25 protein-coding genes and 1 pseudogene are annotated in these 22549 nt (G+C 61.2%); 10 read left to right on the top strand and 16 right to left on the bottom strand.

The genetic code is table 11. The annotated features are described in order from the left end of the window. Positions 1 to 22: 22 nt before the first annotated feature. From PMN64_RS08850 to PMN64_RS08860, 3 genes are read right to left on the bottom strand one after another with little or no spacing between them, the layout of a single operon-like run. A complete protein-coding gene (locus PMN64_RS08850; RefSeq protein ID WP_411780424.1) occupies positions 23 to 2413 on the bottom strand; it encodes a xanthine dehydrogenase family protein molybdopterin-binding subunit in 2391 nt (796 codons plus the stop codon). Continuing rightward, positions 2410 to 2895 carry a (2Fe-2S)-binding protein gene (locus PMN64_RS08855; RefSeq protein ID WP_411780425.1) on the bottom strand — a complete coding sequence of 162 codons (486 nt, stop codon included), beginning with the start codon at positions 2893 to 2895 and terminating at the stop codon, positions 2410 to 2412. Before PMN64_RS08855 ends, PMN64_RS08850 begins: the two co-directional genes overlap by 4 nt. After that, positions 2892 to 3773 carry an FAD binding domain-containing protein gene (locus PMN64_RS08860; RefSeq protein ID WP_411780451.1) on the bottom strand — a complete coding sequence of 294 codons (882 nt, stop codon included), beginning with the start codon at positions 3771 to 3773 and terminating at the stop codon, positions 2892 to 2894. The genes PMN64_RS08855 and PMN64_RS08860 overlap by 4 nt, the downstream gene beginning before the upstream one ends. A 169-nt stretch (positions 3774 to 3942) precedes the next feature. Between PMN64_RS08860 and PMN64_RS08865 the strand changes: the two genes are divergently transcribed. After that, the gene (locus PMN64_RS08865) at positions 3943 to 5040 is read left to right on the top strand and encodes an LLM class flavin-dependent oxidoreductase (RefSeq protein ID WP_411780452.1); all 1098 of its coding nucleotides are present in this window, start codon (positions 3943 to 3945) and stop codon (positions 5038 to 5040) included. 12 nt (positions 5041 to 5052) lie between these two features. Then, on the top strand, positions 5053 to 5928 hold the full coding sequence (locus PMN64_RS08870; protein ID WP_411780426.1) for a polysaccharide deacetylase family protein: 876 nt from the start codon (positions 5053 to 5055) through the stop codon (positions 5926 to 5928). A gap of 6 nt (positions 5929 to 5934) precedes the next feature. Here the strand turns inward: PMN64_RS08870 and PMN64_RS08875 are convergent, their stop codons facing one another. The 4 genes and pseudogenes from PMN64_RS08875 to PMN64_RS08890 all read right to left on the bottom strand — a co-directional run. Further along, complete coding sequence (locus PMN64_RS08875; RefSeq protein WP_411780427.1) at positions 5935 to 6621, bottom strand: TetR/AcrR family transcriptional regulator; 687 nt, start codon at positions 6619 to 6621, stop codon at positions 5935 to 5937. Continuing rightward, positions 6618 to 7172, bottom strand: coding sequence for a flavin reductase family protein (locus tag PMN64_RS08880; RefSeq protein ID WP_411780428.1), 555 nt, complete (start codon positions 7170 to 7172; stop codon positions 6618 to 6620). Before PMN64_RS08880 ends, PMN64_RS08875 begins: the two co-directional genes overlap by 4 nt. A gap of 10 nt (positions 7173 to 7182) precedes the next feature. Further along, on the bottom strand, positions 7183 to 8358 hold the full coding sequence (locus PMN64_RS08885) for an acyl-CoA dehydrogenase family protein (protein WP_411780453.1): 1176 nt from the start codon (positions 8356 to 8358) through the stop codon (positions 7183 to 7185). 404 nt (positions 8359 to 8762) lie between these two features. Next, a pseudogene (locus PMN64_RS08890) lies at positions 8763 to 8861 on the bottom strand (GNAT family N-acetyltransferase); the annotation flags it as partial. Positions 8862 to 9477: 616 nt separating this feature from the next. On the opposite strand from PMN64_RS08890, the gene PMN64_RS08895 reads away from it, so the two are divergent. Beyond that, positions 9478 to 9870 (top strand): hypothetical protein, encoded by a 393-nt coding sequence (locus tag PMN64_RS08895; protein ID WP_411780429.1) that lies wholly within the window; start codon positions 9478 to 9480, stop codon positions 9868 to 9870. Between the two features lie 103 nt (positions 9871 to 9973). Here PMN64_RS08895 and PMN64_RS08900 read toward each other — a convergent pair whose 3' ends face one another. Next, positions 9974 to 10276: a hypothetical protein gene (locus tag PMN64_RS08900; RefSeq protein ID WP_411780454.1), complete on the bottom strand. Its 303-nt coding sequence runs from the start codon at positions 10274 to 10276 to the stop codon at positions 9974 to 9976. A 215-nt stretch (positions 10277 to 10491) separates the two neighbouring features. On the opposite strand from PMN64_RS08900, the gene PMN64_RS08905 reads away from it, so the two are divergent. Continuing rightward, entirely contained in the window at positions 10492 to 10752 is a 261-nt protein-coding gene (locus PMN64_RS08905; RefSeq protein WP_050383887.1) for a hypothetical protein, read from the top strand. A 27-nt stretch (positions 10753 to 10779) separates the two neighbouring features. Here the strand turns inward: PMN64_RS08905 and PMN64_RS08910 are convergent, their stop codons facing one another. Continuing rightward, the gene (locus PMN64_RS08910) at positions 10780 to 11133 is read right to left on the bottom strand and encodes a phasin (protein ID WP_016847366.1); all 354 of its coding nucleotides are present in this window, start codon (positions 11131 to 11133) and stop codon (positions 10780 to 10782) included. A gap of 218 nt (positions 11134 to 11351) precedes the next feature. Here PMN64_RS08910 and PMN64_RS08915 point away from each other — a divergent pair, with 218 nt between their 5' ends. Beyond that, positions 11352 to 11537: a hypothetical protein gene (locus PMN64_RS08915; RefSeq protein WP_018272817.1), complete on the top strand. Its 186-nt coding sequence runs from the start codon at positions 11352 to 11354 to the stop codon at positions 11535 to 11537. 13 nt (positions 11538 to 11550) lie between these two features. On the opposite strand, the gene PMN64_RS08920 is transcribed toward PMN64_RS08915, so the two are convergent. The 3 genes from PMN64_RS08920 to PMN64_RS08930 form a co-directional block, all read right to left on the bottom strand. Further along, the gene (locus tag PMN64_RS08920; RefSeq protein ID WP_411780430.1) at positions 11551 to 11754 is read right to left on the bottom strand and encodes a hypothetical protein; all 204 of its coding nucleotides are present in this window, start codon (positions 11752 to 11754) and stop codon (positions 11551 to 11553) included. Between the two features lie 143 nt (positions 11755 to 11897). Beyond that, entirely contained in the window at positions 11898 to 13031 is a 1134-nt protein-coding gene (locus tag PMN64_RS08925; RefSeq protein WP_411780431.1) for an alpha-hydroxy acid oxidase, read from the bottom strand. Between the two features lie 154 nt (positions 13032 to 13185). Continuing rightward, positions 13186 to 14205 (bottom strand): GlxA family transcriptional regulator, encoded by a 1020-nt coding sequence (locus PMN64_RS08930; protein ID WP_018272820.1) that lies wholly within the window; start codon positions 14203 to 14205, stop codon positions 13186 to 13188. A 42-nt stretch (positions 14206 to 14247) separates the two neighbouring features. Between PMN64_RS08930 and PMN64_RS08935 the strand changes: the two genes are divergently transcribed. From PMN64_RS08935 to PMN64_RS08950, 4 genes are all read left to right on the top strand, one after another. Continuing rightward, complete coding sequence (locus PMN64_RS08935) at positions 14248 to 14982, top strand: hypothetical protein (protein WP_411780432.1); 735 nt, start codon at positions 14248 to 14250, stop codon at positions 14980 to 14982. Next, the gene (locus PMN64_RS08940; protein WP_411780433.1) at positions 14982 to 16274 is read left to right on the top strand and encodes an MFS transporter; all 1293 of its coding nucleotides are present in this window, start codon (positions 14982 to 14984) and stop codon (positions 16272 to 16274) included. Before PMN64_RS08935 ends, PMN64_RS08940 begins: the two co-directional genes overlap by 1 nt. 94 nt (positions 16275 to 16368) lie before the next feature. Next, positions 16369 to 17055, top strand: coding sequence for a YqcI/YcgG family protein (locus tag PMN64_RS08945; RefSeq protein ID WP_411780434.1), 687 nt, complete (start codon positions 16369 to 16371; stop codon positions 17053 to 17055). Next, positions 17052 to 17372 carry a cupin domain-containing protein gene (locus PMN64_RS08950; protein WP_411780435.1) on the top strand — a complete coding sequence of 107 codons (321 nt, stop codon included), beginning with the start codon at positions 17052 to 17054 and terminating at the stop codon, positions 17370 to 17372. Before PMN64_RS08945 ends, PMN64_RS08950 begins: the two co-directional genes overlap by 4 nt. 23 nt (positions 17373 to 17395) lie before the next feature. Here PMN64_RS08950 and PMN64_RS08955 read toward each other — a convergent pair whose 3' ends face one another. Further along, positions 17396 to 17578, bottom strand: a complete 183-nt coding sequence (locus tag PMN64_RS08955) for a hypothetical protein (RefSeq protein ID WP_016847357.1) — start codon at positions 17576 to 17578, stop codon at positions 17396 to 17398. Between the two features lie 52 nt (positions 17579 to 17630). Between PMN64_RS08955 and PMN64_RS08960 the strand changes: the two genes are divergently transcribed. Beyond that, positions 17631 to 17789: a hypothetical protein gene (locus PMN64_RS08960; protein ID WP_225645895.1), complete on the top strand. Its 159-nt coding sequence runs from the start codon at positions 17631 to 17633 to the stop codon at positions 17787 to 17789. Positions 17790 to 18035: 246 nt separating this feature from the next. On the opposite strand, the gene PMN64_RS08965 is transcribed toward PMN64_RS08960, so the two are convergent. From PMN64_RS08965 to PMN64_RS08975, 3 genes are all read right to left on the bottom strand, one after another. Further along, positions 18036 to 19295 carry a CaiB/BaiF CoA transferase family protein gene (locus tag PMN64_RS08965; RefSeq protein WP_411780436.1) on the bottom strand — a complete coding sequence of 420 codons (1260 nt, stop codon included), beginning with the start codon at positions 19293 to 19295 and terminating at the stop codon, positions 18036 to 18038. Positions 19296 to 19593: 298 nt separating this feature from the next. Next, positions 19594 to 20016: a GFA family protein gene (locus tag PMN64_RS08970; RefSeq protein ID WP_026193083.1), complete on the bottom strand. Its 423-nt coding sequence runs from the start codon at positions 20014 to 20016 to the stop codon at positions 19594 to 19596. Between the two features lie 733 nt (positions 20017 to 20749). Then, positions 20750 to 22363, bottom strand: coding sequence for a recombinase family protein (locus PMN64_RS08975; RefSeq protein ID WP_411780437.1), 1614 nt, complete (start codon positions 22361 to 22363; stop codon positions 20750 to 20752). Between the last annotated feature and the right edge of the window lie 186 nt (positions 22364 to 22549).

Here is a 22549-nt window from a genome sequence, read left to right on the forward strand (position 1 = left end):
TCGTTGCCCGGAACGTCTCCACTCAGATCCGTCCCAAGGCGGTCAGGATAACCTGAGGTGTGAGCGGAATCTCGGTAATTATTGCGCCAAACGGCCGGAGCGCGTCATTGACCGCGTTGGCAACCGCAGCTGCCGCGCCGGCCGTGCCCGCCTCCCCTGCCCCTTTGGCTCCCAGCTCCGATTCCTGCGTCGGAGACACCACGTGGCCGACCTCGATATCGGGCATCTCGCCGGACATCGGGACCAGATAGTCCGCCATATTGGCATTGGTCAGCTGACCGCGTTCGTCGTAGATGCACTTCTCGAACAGCGCCGCGCCGAGCCCCTGCACGACCCCGCCCCGGATCTGCTCGTCGACCAGTTGCGGGTTGATGATGGTGCCGCAGTCTTCGACAACCCAATGCTTCAGCAGCTTAACGAACCCGGTCTCGGTATCGACCTCGAGCCATGAGGCCTGAACGCCGTTGGTGAACGCAAAGGGATATTGGCGCGGAACGAAATGCCGGGTCGCCATCAATTCGGGCTGGATACCGGGCGGCAGGGTGTCCGGTCGAAAATAGACGATCCGCGCAAGCTCGTTCAGTTCGATGCGCGGCGCGCCGTCGGCGGCGTTGACGATACCGTTGTCGACGATATCGAGCTCGGCCGGCGTCGATTGCAGGATGGCCGCGGCAACGTTCAGGATATTCTGTCGCAGGGCCTTGGCTGCCTGCAATGCAGCTTCGCCGCCGATGCCAGCACCGCGCGAGGCCCAGGTGCCACCGCCATAGGGCGTGTGGTCGGTGTCGCCCAGGATGACGCGAACGCGTTCCATCGAAACGCCAAGCACGCTGCCGACGATCTGGGCCGTCAGCGATTCCGACCCTTGCCCCTGTTCCGTGATGCTGGTCTGGCAGATCACCGCCCCTTGCGCGTCGAGCCGGACCGCAACGCCATCCTGCGATGAAATTTTCGCGCCGCCCACGCCGTAAAAGGCAGCGCTGGGATTGGTCACCTCGATGAAGCTCGCGATTCCGATGCCTCGATGGACGTTTCTGGCACGCAGGGCCGCTTGCTCAGCGCGCAACGCGTCGTAATCCATCATCTGAACCAGCTTGGTCAACGAGGCGTGATGCGACAGCTGCTCGAACTTCATGCCCGAGGGTGATGCACACGGATAGGCATCGTCGGCGATCAGATTGCGCCGCCGGATTTCGACGGGGTCCATGCCGATCTTCGCTGCCGCCAGATCGACCAGGCCTTCGGTGACCGAACAGGCGATCGGGTGTCCAACCGCCCGGTACTGGCACATCACGTTCTTGTTCTGGAAGACGACCCGCGCCCGCGCCCGATAGTTCGCCGTGGCATAGGGCCCACCGACCAGATTGACCACCTGATTTGCCTCGATGGCGCTGGTGCGCGGATACATCGAATACGGGCCGATCCCCGTCAGGTCGTCGATCTCGAAGGCTGTGATGGTGCCGTCCGGCCTGACGCCGATCCGCCCCCTGCACCGATGATCGCGGGCGTGGATGTCCGTGTTGAAGCTCTCGACACGGTCCGCCACGAACTTGACCGGCCGGCGCAACAGCTTGGACAGCGCGTAGGTCGCCATTTCGTCGGCGTAGATATGGACCTTGATGCCGAACGAGCCGCCGACATCCTTGCAGACCACCCGGACCTGCGCTTCCCTTAACCCAAGATGCAGCGCTGCGATGTTCTGCACCATGTGGGGCGCCTGCGTGCCCTGATAGATCGTGAGCCGTGCCTCGGCCGCATTCCAATCGGCAACGACGGCCCGCGACTCAAGTGTCACGCCGGTGTGGCGCCCGAATACGAAGTCGGCCTCGACGAGTTCGGACCCCGACAATGCATGATCGACGTCGCCGGCGTCGAGCGTCCGCTCAAAGGCAAGATTGTCGCCAAGCGCAGCATGAATGACGGGAGCTGCCGAATCGAGCGCCGCACGCATGTCCGTGACCGCCTCGAGTTCCTCGTAGTCGACTGAGATGTGCTCCATGGCATCTTCTGCTGCAGCACGGCTGGCAGCCACAATCGCCGCAACGGCCTCGCCCTGCCAGCACACGCGGTCGACCGCGATCGCGTGCTGCGGCGCGGACTTCAGTCCCTTCAGGTGCGAGAGCACCCCGACCCACGGCGTGATGACCGCTTCGAGTTCACGACCCGTGACGATGGAAACGACACCGGGCATGCGCCTTGCCGCGTCGGCGTCGATCGCTGCGATTTTGGCGTGGGCATGTGGCGACCGTAGAAAAACCACATGCGCCATCCGCGGCAATTCGAGATCACTGACATATTGGCCCCGCCCCTGCAGCAACCTGTCGAGGTTCGGCCGCGGTACCGTCTTGCCGATGTAGGAATTCGGGCGATCAAGCACCGAAAGCGTGTCTGCTGGCGCCCGCGTCGCTGTCATGCGCCCCGCTCCGCGCGCGTCATGGCTGTCGCCTCAACCGCATCCACGATGGCCTGATAGCCTGTGCAGCGGCAATAGTTGCCGGAAAGATGCTCGCGGATTGTTCGACGATCAGGCACGGACACGTGCTTCAGCAGGTCCTGCGCCGTGATCAGCATCCCAGGCGTGCAATAGCCACACTGCAATGCATTGCGCTCGCGAAATGCCGCCTGAAGATCGGCTATTTCACCGCTGTCAGACAGCCCCTCGATTGTCTCAACTGACGCGCCCTGCGCCTGGACCGTCAGCACCAGACAGGAGCGAACGATCTCGCCATCGATCCGGACCGTGCAGGCGCCGCAAACGCCGTGCTCGCACCCAATATGGGTTCCGGTCAGCTTGAGATTTTCCCGGAGGAAATCAGCAAGATTGAGCCGCGGCAAGACGAAGGCGTCGATGGGTTCGCTGTTGACCAGAAGCGAGACCGCTACCGGAGCGTTCACTTGCCGACTCCCGTTTCCAGTTCTGGCCGTGCGAGCAATGCTGCCACGCAGCGCCGGAGCAAGACCGTCGCGAGGTGTCGACGCATGGCCGCGGTCGCCTGCTGATCCTCCTGTGGATCGAGCTCATCGGTCAGTGCGGTCGTCGCCTCTGCGAGCAAGGCCGGCGTTACGGTGGCATCGATCAGTTTGCCGGCGGCCGCTGCGAGCAATGGCCGGTCGCCAACAGCGAAGAAGCCGAGCCGAAGAGCTGAGAACCTGCCGGCTGCAACAACAGCACGGGCGGCGAGACCAACGACAGCGTAGTCGCCATGCCGCCGGGCATATTCCTGAAAGAAAAATGTCGAGGCTTGGCCTGCGACCGGCACCTCGACCGCGACAAGCAACTCGTCCGGCAACAGCGCCGTTTCGTAAATTCCCCTGAAAAACTCCGTCGCAGTAATCCGGCGCTCGCCGGCCGAGCCCCGAACAACGATCGTGGCGTCAAGCGCCACAACACAGGCCGGCAGCTCCGACGCAGGATCGGCGTGAGCGAGGCTACCGCCGATCGTTCCGCGATTGCGAATTGCGGGATGGGCAACGTGGGCAACGGCATCGCGCAACAGCCGCGCGTGCAGTGCAACCTCCGGCGATCTGAGCAGATCGACGTGCCGGGTCAGCGCGCCAATGACCAGCAGGTCTCCCCTCACCGTGATGCCGCGCAACTCGGCGAGGCCGCCGATATCGACCAGAATGTCCGGAGACAGGAGCCGCAGGTTCATCGCCGGCATCAGGCTCTGACCACCCGACAGAACCTTCGCCTTGTCGCCGTGCATGGCGAGCAACTCCAGCGCGTTCACGACGCTGGTCGCGCGGGCGTAGGCGAAAGCCGCAGCTTTCATGTGGGCGTGGCCTCCCGGGCCCAATTTTGGTTTGCCCGATTAGAGGGCCGCCCTCTTCAAAGGTCAAGCTTGTTTATCGAGTGATTATTTGTGCGGCGGGGCTTGTCTTCGCCTCGTGAAGGCCGCAGGTTCCTTGCCAACTAAAGTTCAAATCGCGGGGAGGCGGATCATGAAGCTCGGTTTTTTTACGATGCCGATCCATCCTCTCGAGAAGGATTGGCGGCAATCGCTCCGGGAGGATCGCGAGGCTTTTTTGCTCGCGGATGAGCTCGGGTTCACCGAGGCGTATGTCGGCGAGCACGTCACCGACAAGGCCGAGAACATCACCTCCAGCATCGCCTTCATTGCCTGGCTCGCAGCCGCAACCAAGCACATCAAGCTTGGAACCGGCACCATCAACATGCCAAACACCCATCCGGCAGCCATCGCAGCGTCTGTCGCCATGCTCGATCACATGCTTGATGGCCGTTTCATCCTCGGAATCAGCCCGGGTGGATTGCTGTCCGACGCGGAGGTTTTCGGCAATCTCGATGCCGACCGCAATGCCATGTTCCTCGAAGCCATCAATCAGGTTCTTGATATCTGGGCTGGCAAGCCCCCCTATGATTTGCAGGGCAAATATTGGAATGTCTCGGTCAAACGGACCCTGATCGAGGACATCGGCCAGGGAATCGTCGCTCGCCCTTTGCAGGCTCCTCACCCGCCAATCGTGGTGACCGCGGTGGCACCATTCTCAAAGGGCGTCACGGAGGCGGCGGCGCGCGGCTGGGATCCGATCTCGGCAAACTTCCTGATGCCGGCCTGGGTGAAGAGCCACTGGCCGAAATATGTCGAGGGTTGTGCGCGCGTGAACCGGGCAGCCGAGCCTGCCAATTGGCGCGTCGCCAAGAGCGTGTTCGTGGCAAAGGATGCAGCAACCGCGAAGGCCTATGCCACGTCGCCCGACAGTCCGTACGTGTACTATTATCACCAGTTGTTCACGAAGCTGAAGCGCAGTGGCCGGCTCGAGTTGTTCAAGACGCGACGGGATCAACCTGACGCTGAGGTCACACTGGAATCGATCTGCGACAAATTGATCATCTACGGCACGCCCGAAAGCGTGGCTGACCAGTTGCTGGCGTTCCAGGAAGAGATTGGCACCTTCGGAACCCTGCTTTATGCCGGCAAGGACTGGAAAGATCGGGAGCTTGGCCGTCAATCGATGATCCTGATGGCCGAGAACGTCCTGCCGCGGATCAATGCCACCGCTGCCGGATCATTGACGTGAAGGAGGTTCGACATGGCCTTTACTGATCGCATTCCGTACCAGGCGCAGGTCGACCGACCGAAACTGACACTACCTGACGGCAAGAAGCTTGCCGTGTGGGTTATCCTCAATGTCGAGGAATGGCGCATCGACAATGCAATGCCACGCACCGTGCTGAGCCCACCGATGGGCCAGCCCCTGCTGCCCGACGTGCCGAACTGGTCGTGGCATGAATACGGCATGCGCGCCGGCTTCTGGCGGCAGTTCAAAGCTCTGACCGATCGAAAGATACCGGTGACGCTGGCTGCGAACGCCAACGTCTGCAACAGCTATCCGCGTGTGGCGTCGGCGGCGCGCGAGGCGGGCTTCGAATTCATGGGACACGGGTTTGTTCAGGGCCCGATGCACAGGGTCGAGAACCAGGCGGATGCAATCAAGCGCGCGGTCGACACGATTGCTGGATTTACCGGCAAGCCGCCGCGATCATGGGAAAGCCCGGGCCTGACCGAAACCGAAGACACGCTTGATCTCCTGCGCCTCAACGGGATCGAATATGTGGCCGATTGGGTGATCGACGATCTCCCCCAGGACATCGCCACGCCGCACGGCACCTTGACGACGATTCCCTATTCGGTCGAGACCAACGACATCGTCATTCACGCGCTGCAACACCTTCCGTCGGAACAGTTCCTGACGCGCTGCACTGACCAATTCGATCGGCTGTACCTTGAGGGCGCAGAGAATGCGCGTATCATGGCCATCTCGGTGCATCCCTACATCACGGGCGTGCCGCACCGTATCAAGTACCTGGAGGCCCTGCTCGATTACGTCAACGGCCATGACGGCGTCGCCCTCATGACGGCAAGCGAGATCGGAGATTGGTATCGGGGTCAGATGGCGACAATGTAGCGCGGGTCAGCCGACGACCTTGATCGGCGCCCGTCGACGATCGGTCGCACTCTCGGCCATCCTCTCAAATCCCGCGAGGAAGATATCCAGCGCGTCACTGATCATCTGCGCCTTGTCCTCGAGGACAGGCGCTTCGTAGATGTACTTGCGTACGCCATAATAGAAAATGCCGCCGTGAAACACCCAGGCCAGCTCGAGTTCTGCGGCGCTGGGCCTGCCTTGCGTCGCGAGGCCGGCGTCGTGGCGGCATTCCCGGAGAATACGCGTCAGGATCTTGTCCTTGACCATGCCAACATACCAGCGATTGATATCGAGGCCCTTCAGGCCGGAGTAGAGATAGATCCGGAGCCATCTTCGGTTGAAGATCGCGTCGGTATAGATTTCGTAAAATTCCTGGAGCCGCACGCGGAGCGGACGTGACCGATCCGAGAGCACCTTCTCCCAGCCTATTTCAAGCGGTTCGAGATATACCTTGCGGTAGACCTCCTTGATGAGATCGTCCTTGCTCGGAAAGTAACGGTAAAGCAGCGGCTGCGTCACGCCGAGCTTGCGAGCAAGGGCGCGCGTGCCGCCGCCAAATCCCTCCTCCGCAAATAGCTCGGTTGCCTTGGTAACGAATTCACTGCGACGATCGACAGCTGATAGTCGCCTCTGCTTGGCACGAACACGCTTGACGGGCGTCTTTCGATTCATGATGTCTTGCCACCACCGTCAGCCAAAAACCGGCCAAAACCTCCGCGAGCGAACAACAGCGGACTGTTCCGGTTATAGGCGTAGGCTTCCACCGCGCCCAGGAAAATGACGTGATCCCCGCCATAGTAGCGGTTGGCGGCACGGCATTGGAAATTCGCGACCACATCGGCAAGCACGGGAGCATTCCCGAGACCCGGCGTCCAGCTCACACCCGCGAACTTGTCCCCCGACGATCTGGCGAACTGCATCGCCAGCGCCTGTTGCGACGCGTCTAGAACGTTGACTGTAAAATGGCTGGCATTCTGGAAGATCGGAAGTCCCTGCGAAAACATACCCAGGCTCCACAACACCAGTGGCGGGTTGAGCGACACCGATGCAAAGGAATTACAAGTAATTCCATACGGCCGTCCTTCAGCCGACATCGCAGTGACTATCGTCACACCTGTTGCGAACGTACCGAGCGCATCGCGGAAATCACGGGGATCGATCGCCGAACTATCGCTTGCGAGCTCACCGGCGGGATCCAGCGGATGTTTGGGTGAGTCGGACATCCGGCTGACCTCAAAGCGTCAGGTTTTCAGACGGCAGCCCCAGAGCCACCCGCCCGTAATTGGTGCCCGCCGCGTCGAAATTGAACGCGAGATGCGCATTCACCGCATGTGCGTCGCGAAATTGGCGCTGCAACGCTCCCGAGGTGAACAGGCTGCGTGCGCCGCCCGCCGCAAATAGAAGAGACACCGCCTCGGTGCACAAATTGACCGCGAACGCACCGTCGCGCCGAAGCTTCGTCTTCGCTGCAATGCCCGGGATATCGCCACGCCGGACCTCCGCAAGTGCCTCAACGCAGTTCGTGCGCATGATCAGCCGCGCGGCATCTATCTTCGCTGACGCCTCGGCAATCTTGATCTGTGTGCTTTGCAGGTCCCCGATCTTGGCCCGGTTATATGTCGAAGCGCGGTGTCGCGCGATCTCGACATAGTCATCAAGGCAAGCCTGCGCATTTCCCAATCCAACCCCGGACAACACATAGGGAAACAACGAAAAGACCGGAAGCATGTAGAGCGCATTCGGATTGACGATACTGCCCGGCGTCGCACCTCCCGCAAGATCGCTGACGGCAACGGTCATATGCTCGGGAACGAATGCGTCGGTGACCCGCACGTCGTTCGATCCCGTTCCGCGCAAGCCAGCCGCATTCCAGGTGTCGTCGATGCTGTAGTCCCGCCTGTTCAACAGGAATAGCCGATACTCGACACCATCGGCCTCATCATCCGAGGCGACCACGCTCGCGAGCATGTTCCATCCGCAGGATTCCACCCCGGACGAAAACGGCCAATGACCACTCAGAACGTATCCGCCACCTGCCTTCCTCGCACGACCTGCCGGGAAGACGAAGGAAGACGCGATCAGCGCATCCGGATCCTCTCCCCACACCGCGTTCTGCGCTTCGGGCGCGAACATGGCCAGCATCCAGTGGTGACTTGCAAGGTTGGCAAAATTCCAGGAGACCGAGGCGTCTCCCTGCCCGAGGGCATCGGCGCAGTCGACCAGGGCAACATAGTCGAGCTCGCTGCCTCCAACCCGCTTGGGCTGCAGGATCCGGAAAAGGCCGCTGTCAAGCAAATCCCGCTCGGTCTCCGGCGGCAATCTGCGCAGATCTTCGGTCCGCGATGCCCGTTCGCGCAATGCCGGAACAAGCGCCCTGGCTCGCGCGACCATGACCGAATAACGATCCATATCCGGGCCTGGCTGTACCTTCGTGTCGAGCCCGCGGCCAACCTCAACCATGGTCTCTTCCTTCGTTCGATCTCCAAGACATTTGCGCGTGCGATCGAACCGTCAACTCAGTTTATCGATCGATCACCAGAGATCAAGACGCGCAAGCCTGCATTTCGCGAATTCAGCGCTCCGGATCCACGACTGCCGCCGGGTGCCCATTTGAGGAAACGCTTCCGGCGATGCTTCGTTCGCACTGCACAGGCCATTCTAGCATCCCCGCGCCCAAGATTCGATCCCGGCTACGACCGCGGCTTGCCAAGGGGGTTACCCATGGCCAGAAACGCAAAAACCCCGATGGCCGAAGCCACCGGGCGGCTCCACGTCATCGATTGTTCGCAACAAGTCGAACCACGTCGCAGGATCTAGACGAGCTCCCTCCGCCAATACAACGTGTGCTGCCATGCCCAGGGCGAGACAGGCTCGAAGAGCCGATATCCCTGTCGGATAAAATCATTGGCCGAGAAGATGTACTCGCTCGGAGCCGTGTCGCAATCCGGATCAGGATCAGGCAACACCGCACGAAATGCGATCGTGGGAAAGTCCGTCTGCTCGCGTTTGGGATGCGGGCGCGGAATGAACTGGATGTTCTCGGCGCTCATGCAAGCTTCCACAACGCGACGGCAACCAGACCCGCGAGCGCGAGCGATATCAGATAGGCGGTCATGCAAACCTCAGCGCGCGATGCGGCCATGGAATGAATATGCGGCAGATCGCGCAGCGGGCGGCGATCTTTGGGGCGCGAACCTTATTCCTGACGAGTGGGCCGCGGGCGGCGCCGGCTTGCGCCGCGCCGCAGGACCGGCGCGTTCGCGCGCGCCGGTCAATTCGTGATCGCTTCAACGGGTTCGGACGGCAGCGCGCTTGCGACGCTCAGGCGACGGGCTGGGAGGATGTGGCGTCGTGACGGGCGGTCGCCGCCCGATTGGTGAAAAGCCCGCCGCGGATTGCTCCGCGCGGGCTCAACAATTTCTGATTTTCGGATAAAGCTCCTGAGTTGCCCGACGTGTCAAACCCTTTTTTCGGGCTGAATGCGATCGCTAAAATGCGATGCGTCGGCTTCGACGGTGAGAAACCGCCTTGAGCGAAAGTTTGGGCATTGATCCGGAATCGCAACGCAGGCCGACGCCAAGCGCCTATGCTTGCTGCGATGATGTCAGTGTGCCGTTGAGTTGCCCGACGCGTCAAGCGGACAGCTCACAATATTTGGATCGACATCAATACAGTTTCTGGCTTGCGTCGGTCGAACTGACCCGCGCCGCATTTGATTGCAAGGAGGAAGCGTCGATGTATTTCGTTGCTGCCGTGCTCGCGGTCCTGTCCGGCCTGTTCTACGCCGCGGGCCACCATCAGATCGGCTCTCTCGGTGCCACCATGTGCCAGTATGGCGGCATCTTCTGCGACAGCCCGGTGCTGGTTCTCGTCGGTGCGGGATTTGCAGCAGCGTGGGGCATGCTGGTCAGCGTTCGCTGATCATCCCGCGATATTTCCGACGACGATTTTGTGCCGCTGATTTGCCCGACGAGTCAAATTCCTCCGCCCTGCGTGGGGGATGTGATCCCACGGACGCCCGCATCTATCGCGGCGTGCCCGGATTTGCCGGATGAGCGGGCTTTGGGCCGGGTGGATCAGGCTCGATCGGTGCCTTGGGCTCGGTCGGTATGACCTTTGCGCCGGCAGCGCGCGCCGCCTCGCCGGTCGTTGAGTAGTTGGCCGAAGCGGCCGGCTGCACGTTCGGCTTGTTCCACGGACCGTGATCCACGATCAGCATGCCGAGCACGCCGAGGATCGCAACCACGGCCGCGACCAACAGCGGCGTGCCACCATGCCGATTTCGATGCTTGACCGAACCGCCATCCGCAATGCCATGCGCCTGCATTGTCATCATCGTCTCCTCCACGGAAACAAGCCACGACCCGCGCGTAAGTTTCCGGTTCCCCGATGTGAAAGCGAGGCATGTCGGTGGAACCAATCCGCCGCTGCGGAATTTCTCGGATAATGTGGCCGCCACCGCCGTTCAAAACGTGCGGATAGCAAGGACGTCGGCCACCTGACGTCGGTCACCTGGCCTTTAATAAAATCGCGGCACGGCACATGAGCTCCGAAACCCCCGAGTTCCCGCTTCAACCCACACTCGGTGAACGAGCGATCGACACCGCGACGGACGTCTCGCGTACGATCACGGAGGTGTCGGATGGACTTCGAGCCGCCGCCGATCGCCTCAGCGATGCCATCGCGACCTCGCGCCGACCGGGCGGAGCCCTGGCCACGGTGAGTGCGGTCACGCGCGAAGCGCCGCTCGCAAGCCTGTTCGTCGCGTTTCTGCTCGGCGTTGCCGTCGCGCGCCGGCGCTAAAGCGTCGATGGGGCCGCGAGCGCCGTCCTAGAACTTGCCCTTGGTCGCGTCCTTGGTCGCCGACATCACGCTACCGCTGATCTGCCGCATGTGTTCGCCGGCATTGGTGAACTGGCTACGCAGGAATTCCGACTGGATCCGCATCGCCTCCTGCAGATCCGTTGCGTGCACGAGCTTGCGCGCATGCTCGAACGCCGCCTTCATGTTCTGCTCGGTGAACGACAGCGCTTGCTTGGAGATCTCGGTACCGGCGCCCGGCATCGACGTCATCGACTTGCTCGCGGCATCAAAGAACAGGCTGAAGGCCTGTTCGGCCTGGTCGATGGTCTTTTCCGCGAGATCGCGCAACTCGGCGGGAACTTCAAGCTTCGGCTCAATCATGATCGCGCCCCCTGAAATAAGCGTCCGGCGACGTTAGCATAGATTGTGCCGGCGTCAGCGCCGGATCGCGAGCTATGAAGACCCCACCCGCTCCGGCCAATTGAGGAAAAATTACCTAGCCGCGACCGACAGCCGATTCCAATCATGTCAGCACTGTGGCATAGTGATTCGGCTTCTTCGTCGGTCGCGTTCGCGTCTCTGGGGAATAAGGGGATCCGATGCTGCGCGCCGTTCGTCCGACACCGACCTGCACCCGGTTCAAGACCAGCATAGAGATGCCGTGCATGAAGTGCGGCACGCAAATGCGGCTTGCCTTGATCGAGCCGCGCGACCAAGTCTACGACGTGCTGACCTATCAGTGCACGCCTTGCAATTCCGGTGAAAGCTTCCTGAACGCGCGGTAGGCTGCGCGCCTGTTCAATCGCTCAGCAGGGCGGCCCCCGCCTCCGTCAGCCTGGGCTCGTCGTCATGCAGTTCGACCAGACCGAGCTCAGCGAGGATGTGCAGATCCTCGTCGCTGACCGGTGACAATTTGAGCCTGCCGGCCTGGATATCCCGCAAGATCCAGCGCAAGCCGATCGCGCGCTCGAGTGAAAATTCCGCGAATGGATTATCTGCCATCCGCCTCGATTAGTGCGGCATTTGGATCAGACTTTGTCGTTGCCGCGGCGGCTTCATGGACGCCACAGAGAGATGGCCGCTGGCGCGATCGAGGCGCACAATGGCTCGACCGCGCCAACGCTTCATACATTGCTCGCAGCGGCTCAGTAGCGGTAGGGATCGATATCGAGAAGCGGGAATGCGCTGAACACGCTCGGCAGATTGGTCGGCGTCGCCGGATGCAGGTAGGATTTGTCCAGTTCGGCAAAGCTGGTGACGCCGAGCAGACCGAGGCAGCGGATCACCTCGTCCTCCAGCAGTTCAAGCATCCGAACAATGCCGGCCTCGCCGGCCGCGGCGAGCGCCCAGCACTGCAGCCGGCCGATGCCGACAAGATCAGCGCCCGAAATGATAGCCTTCACAATGTCGGTGCCGCGACAGAACGAGCCGTCGACCATGATCTTGGCACGGCCGGCGATCGCCTGAACGATCTCGGGCAGGACATGCATGGACCCACGGCCATGATCGAGCTGTCGGCCGCCATGATTTGAGACGTAAATCCAGTCTACCCCGTGGTCGAGGGCGATCTTGGCGTCTTCGGCGGTGGCGATCCCCTTGAGGATAAGTGGAATCTTGAACTTGTCCTTGATCAACTTCACCGTCCGCCATTCCAGACCCTTCTGGAAATCGCCGCCGGTGGCGCGGATGCGGCTCTCGCGAACATAGCGCTTGGCTATGTCGCGTTCGCGCCGGCTGTAATGGGCGGTGTCGACGGTGAGGCAGAACGCGGCGTAACCGTTGTCGATGCTGCGGCTGACCACATCCTCTACAAAGGCATCGTCGCCACGCACATAGAGCTGGAAGATGCGAAGCGCATCCGGTGCCGCCTTGGCGGTGTTCTCCAGACCAGGCTCGGACACCGAACTCAGCATGTGCGCCGCGCCGAACATGCCCGCTCCGCGCGCGACGGCCGCGCCCGCATCCGGATCGAAGATCTCGAGCGCGCCGACCGGGGCGATCATCACGGGAAGCCGGAGCTTGCGTCCGAATACCTCGGTGGAAGGATCGACGTTGATGACGTTGCGCAGGACGCGCGGCCGGAACGCGATCTCGTCGAGCGCCATTCTGTTGCGGCGCATCGTGGTCTCGGTCTCCGAGGCGCCGACGATGTAGTCCCAGGCGTTCTGATTCAGCTTGGCGCGGGCCTTTCGCGCGAATTCGTGCAGGTTCTGGAATTCCTCGCCGCTGGCGCCGAGTTCGACATTGCGCGCCTGTCGAATGGGGGTCCCGTCATTCATGGTGTTTCTTCTCCCGATTTGGCCGGCACATTAGCCGCAGACAAACCGGAAAAGCTACCACCTTGAGCCACGAATCCTGCCAGCGAAGGCCAGCTATTCGCTCGTGAGATAGATCGGCTTTCGACGCGAAGCGGTCCGCCTCGCCCGAGGCGAGCTAGCTGCCCGAAAACCGGTTTCGGTACTCGGTCGGCGATACGCCGAGGTGGCGCAGGAACGCCCGCCGCATTCGCTCGTCATCGCCAAATCCCGCGCGCTTGGCGACCTCGACCACGCCGCCGATCTGGCGGCTTTCGAGCAGCAAGCGCGCCGTCTCCACGCGCAGCGCCTCGACGCCGCTTGCGGGTGTCATGCCGGTGCGGCTGACATAGGTCCGCGCAAAGGTGCGTGGCGTCATCCCCGCCTTTTCCGCGAGGGTCTCGACCTTGAGGTCGCTCGTGATGTTCTCGATGATCCAGGCGTGCAGCGCGCTGAAGCGTCCCTCGACGTCCGATGCCTGGGCGGCAAGGACGGTCGAGAACTGGCTCTGACCGCCCGGCCGCTTCAGAAACACCACAAGTCTGCGCGCAACATCGAGCGCGATGGTGTGGCCGAAATCCTCCTCGATCATGGCGAGCGCCAGATCGATGCCGGCGCTGACCCCGGCCGATGACCAGACCCGTCCATCCTTGACGAAGATCGCGTTGGGCTCAACCCGGATATTGGGAAAGCTATCCTGCAGACGGGGACAATAACGCCAGTGCGTTGCTGCCCGCTTGCCGTCCAGAATACCGGTCCAGGCCAACGCAAATGCGCCAAGGCAAACCGACGCGATACGGCGCGCCTTCGGCAGCGCCTCCGCGATCCAGTTCATCAACTTCGCGTCGTTGCGGATCTTCCAGATGCCGGGTCCGCCAGGGATCACCAGCGTGTCGACCTCGGCGGGCGCAATACTGTCGATCGGCGCCGTGTCGATCATCATGCCAACATCGGTCGGCACCAACCCGCCGGAGGTCGACAGGTAGGACAGCGAGTAGTCCGGTCCCGGCAGTTCGATCGCTTCCAGTTCTGCAAACACCTGCGCCGGTCCCGAGATGTCGAGCAAGGTCACACCGGGAAAGGCAACGATCGCGATCCGCCGCGTTGCTTTCTTGTCGCGCGGCTCAGGTCGGGGCGCTTTGGCAGTTTTCGAGGGCATATTGTCCTTTAAGCCATTCGAGGCTGCCCTGTATAGCTCGCATTGGAATTCTGGAGTTCTGCCATGTCGCGAAATCTGGGCAGCGGATACGAGGCGATCAAATCGCCTTGGACGGATTACGCGATCTACAGTCTACCCGATGCCTCCCGGGTCGAAGCCTGCGACCGTCAGCCGCTGATGGACGCCATGAACGGCATCATTGCCGTCAACTGGCAGGCCACCGAGCCGCACTGGACAGCAACCTCCTCGCCCTTCGACAAGAAGTATAGCCTGATCCTCGTCTATGATCGGTCCGGCCTCATTGCCTTCTCCGTCTACCGCATCCTGGAGATGTCGGCCGGACTTGGAATCTATCGCAGCGGCACTGAAGTGCTCCCGGCACACCAGGGCCGCGGCTTCTACGGCTTCTTCACATCGGAAGTCCTGAAATGCTCCGGCGCCGCCGCGAGAGCTGAGGGCAACGTGCTCTACGGCTGGCGAACCCGCAACCCGATCGTCTGGGCAGCGAACGCTAAGATTTGCGAAAAAGTGACTCCATCTCTACTCGACGATACGCAGGATCTCGCCCTGCAGGCGGCCTGTATCGAGATGTGCACCTCGCTCTATCCGGGCAAGCCGCTCGAACTGCCCGACATGATCATGCGTGGCGCTTACGGCCACATTAAGCACCATCGGCAGGCCTATCATGGCGCCGCGTCGCTGGTCGATGCCGCGATGTCGCGGAAGATTCCGAATTCTGCGGATGCCCTTTTCTCGGTGGGTTACGCGAGGGTGTGATGTCGATGCTCGGACAACAAGCTGTTTATGCCCCGACGTCGCGCTTCACCGATCGCGCCTATCTCGCGTGGACGGCGGTGGCCATCGCCTACGCCATCGCCTTCCTGCAGCGCGTATCGCCGCAGTCGGTCAGCCTCAGTTTCATGCACGACTTCAACACCGACGCGGCCGGCGTTGCGATGCTCGCTTCAAGCTACTTCTGGGGCTACACCTTGATGCAGATTCCGGCAGGCCTTCTCGTCGACCGTTACGGCGTCAAGCGCGTCGTCCTCGTCAGCATGATCGCCTCCTCGCTCGGCAGCGCCGCGTTCGCCCTGGCACCGAACCTGCTCGACGTTTTTGTTGCGCGCCTGATCGTCGCCTGCGGCGATGCGCTGGTCTTCACCGCACTCCTGAAGCTCGTGGCACAGAGCTTCGCGGATGAGCGGTTCGGCATGATGTCGGGCATCTCGCAGGTCTCCGGCTATGTCGGGGGCGTGATCGCGACCACGCCGCTTGCAGCTGCGGTCTCAGGCTTCGGCTGGCGGGCCTGCTTCCTGTTCATCGCCTGCATTGGCCTCGCCAACCTCGCTTTCGCCAAGCTTGCGCTCAAGCCCGATCCGGCCTCGCACAGCAACAAGACGCTGAAGGGCGTGGTGATCGCCGCGCGGCGATCGCTGGCCCATGTCGCGAACTGGGGCTGCGCAATGACGTTTGCGTCGCACTTCGCGGTCGTGACGACGCTGTCGGGCGTCTGGGGCATTCCGATGGTCGCGCACTTCTTCCATATCTCCCCGACGGCGGCCGGCACGCCCCTGCTCGCCTTCATGATCGGCAATGCGCTCGGCTCGATTTTCCTGGGTCACGCCGCCGATCGCGCCGCGGCGGCGCTCGATCGCGCGCTGATCGGCATTTGCGTGCTGCGCATGCTGCTGATCGCGATGCTGCTGCCACCGATTGCCCAGACGTTTGGTCTCGCCTACGTCACCGTCGTGTTCACTGCCTTGGGGCTCGTCGCCGGCGGCACCGTCCCGCTGGTGCTGAAATGCGTCAAGAAGCTCTACACCGCCGATCTGATCGGTGTGGGCGCATCCGTGAACACCACGGCCGCCGGAATTTTCGCCGGCATCTCGCAGCCCATCATCGGCTTCGCGATGCTCGCCGCCAGCAACGCCTCGGGGACCGACGCCGTACACAACACGGCCGCGATCGGCGACGGCGGCTACAGCGCCTTGATTGTCATTCTGCTTCTCATGTCGCTGCCGGGCATTGCCGGGCCGCTGTTGATGAGAAGGAAGTTGATAGCTCGTTAGTGTCGTTATGAGTGTAGGGGGTGTTATGGAGCGCTTGTTCTTGAGAAAAGGCGAAGTCGCGTCAAACTTTCTGGTCAGCAGCTGGCAGAGCGTGATGTTCTCCGAGTTTGAAGCGCAGATGAGCAGCGAGGCAAGGCCGTTCCCTTGCGTGTTCGGCGTGACCGGACATCGCCAGGATCAGCTCCGCTACCTTTTCCTCGATCCGTATGATGTAGCAGTGCTGGGCGAGCAACTCGGGCAATATGTCTCGCAGGCGCGCTCATTCGGTCCCAATACCTCGTTGATCGTGTTCACGCGGCCTCGCCCGGTGCAGACGCTCGATGCCTATTATCGCAAGATGTGGCTGACGCTCGATCAGCTCGCGCGGTTGGACAAGAACCCGTGGCCAACAGAGATTCCGGAACAGATTGACCACCCGATGTGGGAGTTCTCATTTGCGGGCGAGCCGATCTTCGTGGTCTGCACGACGCCCGCGCATGTGATGCGGCAGAGCCGCCGGTCCAGCGCCTTCATGCTCACGTTCCAGCCGCGCTGGGTGTTCGAGAAGATCCTCGGGACTGAGAAGGCTGCGAACGCCGCGTTCGCGGAGGTGCGCAAGCGCCTGATCCCGTACGACAGCGCGAGCCCCTCTCCGCTTCTTGGCCGCTACGGCGCAACCGACGGCCGCGAGTATCTGCAGTACTTCCTGCACGACGACAACAACGCGAGCTCGGGCTGCCCCTTCGCCAAGCTCGCGCAGAACAAGACACCACCGATCGCGAACAAGGAGCAGGCAGCATGACCCAGATCATCGCAGGCACGAAGACCGAATTTGCCATCGACCCGGAGATCCTGAACCTGCTCCCGGCCCAGGGCTCGGTCGAGCTGCAGCATGATGCGGCCGGCAAGGTGCATCAGTTTCATACCCATCCAGTCGACGAGATCCTGATGATCATCAGCGGCCGGCTGAACTTCATCTGGGATGGCGGCGAGCGGGTGGTCGGCGCCGGCGATACCATCCTGCTGCCAGCCGGCACCCTGCATCAGTCCGAAGCGCTCGAGGGCGGCGCGATCTACGTGATCGCGACGCAACAGCCCGCCAAGCCAATGAACAACTGACGCACAGGAAGATTTGCGAGCACTCAGGACAGTGAGGGATCGCGCGGCGGCTCAACCGCCAAACGTTCGACCAGCTCGATGACCTCGGAACGCTGGTCGGGCGCAAGTCGAAGGAAAGCCTTCAACAGTCGCAGGCTTTCCAGTGTTTCGCTCGATGGAGCTCCGAGCTTCTTCTGCAGCTCCGCAACGTATGTGGGATTTTTCATCTCGCACCTTAAGTGAGGATTACGAATGGCATACCCAGGTAAACGTGAAGGCTTGGCCCAGAAGGTCGACACCGCAGCACAAGAGGCCGAACGCCTCGGCCTGACCACGGCAACCCTCATCCTCCGGATGGCACGCCTCGAGATTGATCGGGCGGAGCCCGAGGAAGTTGAAAGTATGCCAAGGAACAACTTGCGCAGCAAGCCGAACTGAGTTCCCGAAACGGACCGGCTCCAAGGCCGCGGGCGACGCGCCGGGGCCCGTGACGCCTGAAAGACATCTCGCCAGGCGAGAGGCTTTCCTCTCGCCTGCGGTCAAGTTGTTTTGCGAATAGTTGATCTTTGTGCAGGCTGAGCACGCTGGAGCGTTTTCGAGCGAAGCGGATACCGGTTCGCGTCAAGGAAACGCGTCAAACTGGAGCCAGAGTCCCGTTCCGATTCCATCGGAACGGAAAAGGCCCTAACCGGTGTTACCTGCCTTGCCGAACGCGCCGGCCTCGGCCAGCGCGGCGATGCGCCGGTCGTCGTAGCCGAGCGTCCTGCTCAACACGTCCTTGGTATGCTGACCGAGCAGCGGAGCCGCAACAGGATCAACGGTCGGCGTCAGACTCATATTGACCGGCGACTCGATGTTCGGCACCGAGCCGGCGGTTGGATGCGCAATCCTGCTCAGGCGATGCCGGTCGCGCACCTCGGGCGCGTTGAACCCCTCCTCGACCGTCCGCAGATAGCCAACCGGAATGTTGGCCTTCTTCATCTTCGCCATCCAGTTCTCGAGCGTGTCGCCCGCAAACACGCTGGCAATGATCGCGCGCAGCTTCTCCTTGTTGGCCGTGCGCGCCTTGCGGTGAGCAAACTCGGGATCGGTGACGAGATCCGGACGTTCCAGCACGTCGGTGACGAGTCGGCGATAGAGCCGGTCATTGGCGCAGGCCATGTAGAGCGGACCATCTGAGGCCCGGTAGACGCCCACGGTCGGCGAACCGTTCGGAGAGTTGCCGAAACGGCCGGGATTATTGCCATTGATGAGATAGGCCATGCCGTAGAAGCCGGTCATTGACACCGCGGTGTCGATCAATGCGACATCGACCTGCTGACCGCGACCGAGCCGATCGCGCGCAATCAGCGCCAGCAGGATGGCGTTGCAGGCCGACATGCCCGTCGCCATGTCGACGATCGGCGGCCCGGTGCGCACCGGCTCACCATCCGGAAAGCCGTTGAGCGACATGAAGCCGCTTTCGGCCTGCGTGATCGGGTCGAAGCCCGGGCGCAGCGCGAAATCGCCTTTGCGGCCGTAGGCGGAGATCGAGCAATAAATCAGCCGCGGGTTGGTCGGCGCCACCGACGCATAATCGAGACCGAATTTCCTCATCACGCCGCCGGAGAAATTCTCCACCACGACGTCGGCCTTGGCAATCAACGCGCGCGCGACCTCGAGCGCCGCCGGATTGTTGAAATCGAGCGCAATGCCACGCTTGTTGCGGTTGAGGCTCAGATACGCCGCGCTCTCCCCGCCGATTTCGGCGTGCTCATAGGCGCGCGTGTCATCACCGCCGTCCGGATTCTCGATCTTGATGACTTCGGCCCCGAAGTCGGCCAGCGTTTGCGTGCAGGCCGGGCCGGCCACGACACGGGTGAAGTCGACGACCAGCAGGCCGTCGAGCGCCGTCGGAACTCCCTCCTCGCGCGGCGTGCGCCCCGGCAATTCTGGTCTGGTCATGGTCTGACGCTTCCTCTGTTATTTTGTCAGGCGAAATACGACGGTCCCTGCCACGATCGGCACTGCTCGCCTTTTAGCGGAAGCTCGTCAGCAAAACCAAACCCGGATTTTGCAGGGCGGGACCTTCGTCCGACATGGCTGTCGATGGCCCAAAGACGACCCGGCGGCCGCCGACATGGTCGGACGCCTCGCATACGAAGAAAGCCTGCCGGATACCGATTTGTGGGGCGCCGAGCCCATACGCAGGCGGGTGGCGGCACGCCGCCGCCACCCGCTTTCGTGATGGGGAGCCTTCGAGCTATTCGGCGATCATTTCGCCGGAGCCACCGAACTCAGCCGGAAAATCCTTCAACTTCGGCAGGCCATCGCGTATCTGCAGCACTGCCTCGGAATAGTTGACGTGAACGCCTGGGCTGAATTTCAGCGTCGGGATCGTTGCGGTGAACACGTCGACGAGCCCGAGCGTCGGGTGGTTGGTCATCAGGTGACCGCCGCACTTTGTGCAATATTTGCGCTGGCTCATCGCGGTCTTCTCGAATGTCGCGATGTGGTCGGCGCCCTTGGTGACCTCGACCGCCTCGGGCTTCCAGAGGCTGAACGCATTCACCGGACCACCGGACCAGGAACGGCATGAACGGCAGTGGCAATAGCCCATTGCCTCAGGCTCCCCGCTGACCTTGAGTTCGACGGCGCCACAAAAGCAGTTTCCAGTGTGATTCATCGATCGGTTCTCCCTTGGGTTATTTTGATTGGGCTCCGCGTCGGCATCGATCCACGTTGCTCGTGGTGTTCGTGATGCAGAGAAGATGTAGACAGGTGCGTAGCCGCGGCGAACTCCCTTGCGTGGACGTACCAGACCCTTCCCGCGCGAGAGGCCTCGAATGCGGTCGGGTCGTCGACGCGACGGAAGTTACATGAGAGTCTGCGCCGCTGTCGACCATCTTCGACACAGCCTGGCCGCCCCCCTCCCGACCGCGCGCAAATAGTCCTGCCAGCGCCACGTACGCAGTCAGCGCCGCTGTCAAACCTGCTCCATGGTCATGCCGAGGATCAGGACATCGTGAACCAGCCCCGAACCGTCGGCGCCGAGCTGATGCGATTCAGGCGGCAGCGTCGCCTGATGACGTCCCCCCGTAATCGGCTCGCGTCGCAGGCGGCCATCAACATCTGGAAGCTCGCTTCTGACTTCAGATATCACCTTTCATGCTCAATACTTGGCTAGCTCTCAGTCCTACGACGCTGAATGATTTTTTGTGGCAGCAGGGTTGGGGCAACCAGGGCAATCCGCGCATTGTTACTGACGTCGACCACAATGGATCTTCGGACCATCTTGGCAAAAGAGTTTGGGGAGCTTGCGAGCGTACATGCCCGAGCGGTGGTCTCATAAGCGAGCCCACTGCGCTTGGTCATCATCGTGGTGAGTGCAGGTGCTTACAACGTTGTTCAGTCGAGCACTACCTGCCGCTCGGGCCCGTTTTGGCTTGCTTTATTTTGCTTGCTCCCTCGCAAACGCGCTCTACGAGCGACCGAGACAGTGCGTCGAAAGTCTGAAAGCGCTCGATTTTATGGGCCGCGCGCGTGTCCTCAGAAAAAGAGAATACGGGGCTTTTTACCGAAAGCGACGCCGACGGCAATAATAGATAATCCAGGACCGCCTCGTTGTTCTCTCCCATCCTTAACGCAACAACCCACCCCTTCTGCATTGCTACGGGACGAATCATCGCCCAGCGTAGCGGTTGGCGCCCATACTTGCGCCACTTGGCCAATCGGAAGCAGATATTTACAGCGTAATCTATCCGCAAACATTCCATCGACTGGTCAAATGTGGCGCGCCTACCCGCATCCTCAAAGGCTTCGCGAAGACGGTTGGCATTGTCGAGGTGGAAATTGACCCACTTTCTGTGCGCATCAAGCTTGTCGAAGCGGTCTTGGTTGCCCGTGTAGCCGATCAATCGATAGAGATTTCGAAGCGTGCCAAAGTGAACTAGATACGTGGTGAGCGAGGGTAAACCGGGGCTTGCATCAATAATCGAAGCATTGAGCTTGCCGTTCCTCATCAGGACCTTACGAAGGCGCACCAGCATCTCCTTCTCGGAAATACGAACGCAACGCTCCTCCATCGCCTTTTTTGCGCGCAGAAATGCATCACGCTTGATGATTGGCTCGATCGCGCCCTTACGTGTGATCCAGAGCTCTCTCGGATTGTGCGTTCGCTTCGCTCCTAGTTTCGCAGTGTCACGATTGTAGATGGAGTTGCCGATATACGCTTCGTTATGAAGAAGTCCACTTATCGCACTTTGCTGCCATCGGCATCCTCGGTTCGTAAGGACGCCTCTTCGGTTAAGCTCTCGCGCGATTTCCGCCTGCGATTTGCATCGTAGATATTCATCGAATACCCACTTCACGACGTCGACTTGATCTCTTGAGCCTGGCCCGAGTGTGACACGGTCTGTGGTAAGAGAGTTTCGCTCGCCGCTCTTCAGAACACCTTTCGGCCTATATTTATCGTCAACGAGTCGCCTCTCTAGACCATAAGGTGCCGGGGCACCCATCTTGAACCCGCGACTTGCCAGACGCAAAGCTCCTGCAAGAACCTTGGCCGAAAGCTCCCGGCTGAACTCTGCCGCCATGACCCTCTTGATATTCTTAACTATGCTCGAAAGGAGACTGCCGTCATTGTCGAATTGCTCGGCGCAATAGGCAACCTTGACGCCGGCCTTTCGACATATGAACTCGTAATGCGCACTCTCATCAACGTCCTGAAAGCGCCCCCATCGACTGATGTCAAATACCAGCAAATGACCAAACTCAATTCGACCGGACTGAACATCGTCAATCAGTTCGGTCAAGCCAGTTCGATTCTCGATCTTCAGGCCGCTTTCGCCCTCATCGCGATAGGTGCGCACGATCGTGAGTTTATGAAGCTCGGCGTAGGCCGCGATAACCACCGCCTGATTTTCGATAGAGTATTTCTGGTAGTCGGTGGACATGCGGACATATTGTGCCGCTTGATGCATCTTTTGCGGCTGAGGCAGCCGGTCCTTGTGTACAATGAGAGCGTGCACCATAAGGCTGCTCCCGCGCTTCTCTCCGCAAAAACAATAGCAAAGCGCAGCAGCCTCGTCAGCGTGGTTGAGGATGCTAATCACGTGATAGGCAGTTTACCTGACATATCGACCCTAAGCCGTAGCCCCGCTCGCTTTCCCCCTCTATTAGTGCAGTCACAGCTATTGCAGTCACAGCTTTTTTACGAA

The sequence above is a fragment of the Bradyrhizobium sp. UFLA01-814 genome (genome assembly GCF_046718885.1).
Taxonomy (GTDB): Bacteria; Pseudomonadota; Alphaproteobacteria; order Rhizobiales; family Xanthobacteraceae; genus Bradyrhizobium; species Bradyrhizobium elkanii.

Excerpts from the sequence above, each read along its gene's own strand:
- PMN64_RS08850 (WP_411780424.1), bottom strand. The coding sequence starts at position 2,413 with ATGACAGCGACGCGGGCGCCAGCAGACACGCTTTCGGTGCTTGATCGC.
- PMN64_RS08860 (WP_411780451.1), bottom strand. The coding sequence starts at position 3,773 with ATGAAAGCTGCGGCTTTCGCCTACGCCCGCGCGACCAGCGTCGTGAAC.
- PMN64_RS08865 (WP_411780452.1), top strand. The coding sequence starts at position 3,943 with ATGAAGCTCGGTTTTTTTACGATGCCGATCCATCCTCTCGAGAAGGAT.
- PMN64_RS08870 (WP_411780426.1), top strand. The coding sequence starts at position 5,053 with ATGGCCTTTACTGATCGCATTCCGTACCAGGCGCAGGTCGACCGACCG.
- PMN64_RS08875 (WP_411780427.1), bottom strand. The coding sequence starts at position 6,621 with ATGAATCGAAAGACGCCCGTCAAGCGTGTTCGTGCCAAGCAGAGGCGA.
- PMN64_RS08880 (WP_411780428.1), bottom strand. The coding sequence starts at position 7,172 with ATGTCCGACTCACCCAAACATCCGCTGGATCCCGCCGGTGAGCTCGCA.
- PMN64_RS08885 (WP_411780453.1), bottom strand. The coding sequence starts at position 8,358 with ATGGATCGTTATTCGGTCATGGTCGCGCGAGCCAGGGCGCTTGTTCCG.
- PMN64_RS08900 (WP_411780454.1), bottom strand. The coding sequence starts at position 10,276 with ATGCAGGCGCATGGCATTGCGGATGGCGGTTCGGTCAAGCATCGAAAT.
- PMN64_RS08905 (WP_050383887.1), top strand. The coding sequence starts at position 10,492 with ATGAGCTCCGAAACCCCCGAGTTCCCGCTTCAACCCACACTCGGTGAA.
- PMN64_RS08910 (WP_016847366.1), bottom strand. The coding sequence starts at position 11,133 with ATGATTGAGCCGAAGCTTGAAGTTCCCGCCGAGTTGCGCGATCTCGCG.
- PMN64_RS08915 (WP_018272817.1), top strand. The coding sequence starts at position 11,352 with ATGCTGCGCGCCGTTCGTCCGACACCGACCTGCACCCGGTTCAAGACC.
- PMN64_RS08920 (WP_411780430.1), bottom strand. The coding sequence starts at position 11,754 with ATGGCAGATAATCCATTCGCGGAATTTTCACTCGAGCGCGCGATCGGC.
- PMN64_RS08925 (WP_411780431.1), bottom strand. The coding sequence starts at position 13,031 with ATGAATGACGGGACCCCCATTCGACAGGCGCGCAATGTCGAACTCGGC.
- PMN64_RS08930 (WP_018272820.1), bottom strand. The coding sequence starts at position 14,205 with ATGCCCTCGAAAACTGCCAAAGCGCCCCGACCTGAGCCGCGCGACAAG.
- PMN64_RS08940 (WP_411780433.1), top strand. The coding sequence starts at position 14,982 with ATGTCGATGCTCGGACAACAAGCTGTTTATGCCCCGACGTCGCGCTTC.
- PMN64_RS08945 (WP_411780434.1), top strand. The coding sequence starts at position 16,369 with ATGTTCTCCGAGTTTGAAGCGCAGATGAGCAGCGAGGCAAGGCCGTTC.
- PMN64_RS08950 (WP_411780435.1), top strand. The coding sequence starts at position 17,052 with ATGACCCAGATCATCGCAGGCACGAAGACCGAATTTGCCATCGACCCG.
- PMN64_RS08955 (WP_016847357.1), bottom strand. The coding sequence starts at position 17,578 with ATGAAAAATCCCACATACGTTGCGGAGCTGCAGAAGAAGCTCGGAGCT.
- PMN64_RS08965 (WP_411780436.1), bottom strand. The coding sequence starts at position 19,295 with ATGACCAGACCAGAATTGCCGGGGCGCACGCCGCGCGAGGAGGGAGTT.
- PMN64_RS08970 (WP_026193083.1), bottom strand. The coding sequence starts at position 20,016 with ATGAATCACACTGGAAACTGCTTTTGTGGCGCCGTCGAACTCAAGGTC.
- PMN64_RS08975 (WP_411780437.1), bottom strand. The coding sequence starts at position 22,363 with ATGGTGCACGCTCTCATTGTACACAAGGACCGGCTGCCTCAGCCGCAA.